The organism is Oleiphilus sp. HI0043, from assembly GCF_001634935.1.
Genome location: NZ_LWEY01001702.1, coordinates 1 through 986 on the forward strand (window position 1 = coordinate 1; position 986 = coordinate 986).

Sequence of the window (986 nt, forward strand, 5' to 3'; positions counted from 1 at the left end):
TTTGTTTAAAAATCGTAACAACAAAGCTTACTTTCTTAATAAAACTGCTTAAGGCTGAATATCTGTATAGACAGTGCCGGTGTTCGGGTCATACTCAACGTTATGTCCATCAACTGTTGCCTGATAGGTATATCGACAATCACCAGAATTCACCGTTGTCAGGTAGTCTTCACCCACGGCTGTCGACGTCGTTAGGCCATTAGTATTCATTAATGCCCCCCACAGTGCATTACACTCAGCAGCGGTCATTCCACTGGGGTTGGTGTTACCATTTACGCCTGTTGGCCAGCCATCGACACTAACATCGATAACATTATCTGGTTCACCATATCCAGGTAAGTCTGTAATGGCGGTACGGGTACCGTTTGCCAGCCACTGGGCTCTAACCAGTGAAACCGACGAGGTAAAACTACCACCAGCGCCTTCAACAGCCGATCGATGCGCCTCATCAGAAATCTCAGCAAACTTCGGGAAGGCCACCGCAGAAAGAATAGCTAGCACGGCAATCACGACCACTAACTCAATTAATGTAAAGCCGGACATTTTTTTCATAACTTCAAACTCTCTTCATCAATGTAAATTGAAACCTGTTTTTGAAAACCCGTTTTTGAAAACCAAGTACCTGCTTCAGAAACTGCGCTCATGGTTTACGGCATGAGCTGCAGAACTAATCCTTCATATTCTGAATGTTTATTCGCTTGAACTTTATCCTTTGACAATAGACCAACTACTCTAAATTGCAACCATTGCGAATATCTTTGGCGCTGCCATTCAGGTTCATCGCTAACAATCCTTGAGAACTCCCCCTGCAATTGCGCTCGCAAACTCTCTACTGACACATCGCGCGGCTGATAAGCAATATCTCTTAGTTTTGGGTCAAATACCCAAACACCCGCTAGGTGCTGACTTTCCTCTAAAGCTTGCTCTCCAACATAGTGCGTCACGTCATCCTGAACCCAGTTCATCGGATTTGCGCCCACAAACTC

The 986-nt window shown here is 45.1% G+C and carries 2 protein-coding genes; both read right to left on the bottom strand.

From position 1 onward, the window contains the following. Positions 1-48: 48 nt before the first annotated feature. Positions 49-552: a Tfp pilus assembly protein FimT/FimU gene (locus tag A3729_RS25960; RefSeq protein ID WP_068554219.1), complete on the bottom strand. Its 504-nt coding sequence runs from the start codon at positions 550-552 to the stop codon at positions 49-51. A gap of 95 nt (positions 553-647) precedes the next feature. Continuing rightward, on the bottom strand, positions 648-986 hold a 339-nt coding region (locus A3729_RS25965; RefSeq protein WP_231877508.1), incomplete at its 5' end, for a hypothetical protein.

Bases quoted from the DNA above. Each gene is read 5' to 3' on its own strand.
- A3729_RS25960 (WP_068554219.1), bottom strand. From the start codon at position 552: ATGAAAAAAATGTCCGGCTTTACATTAATTGAGTTAGTGGTCGTGATT.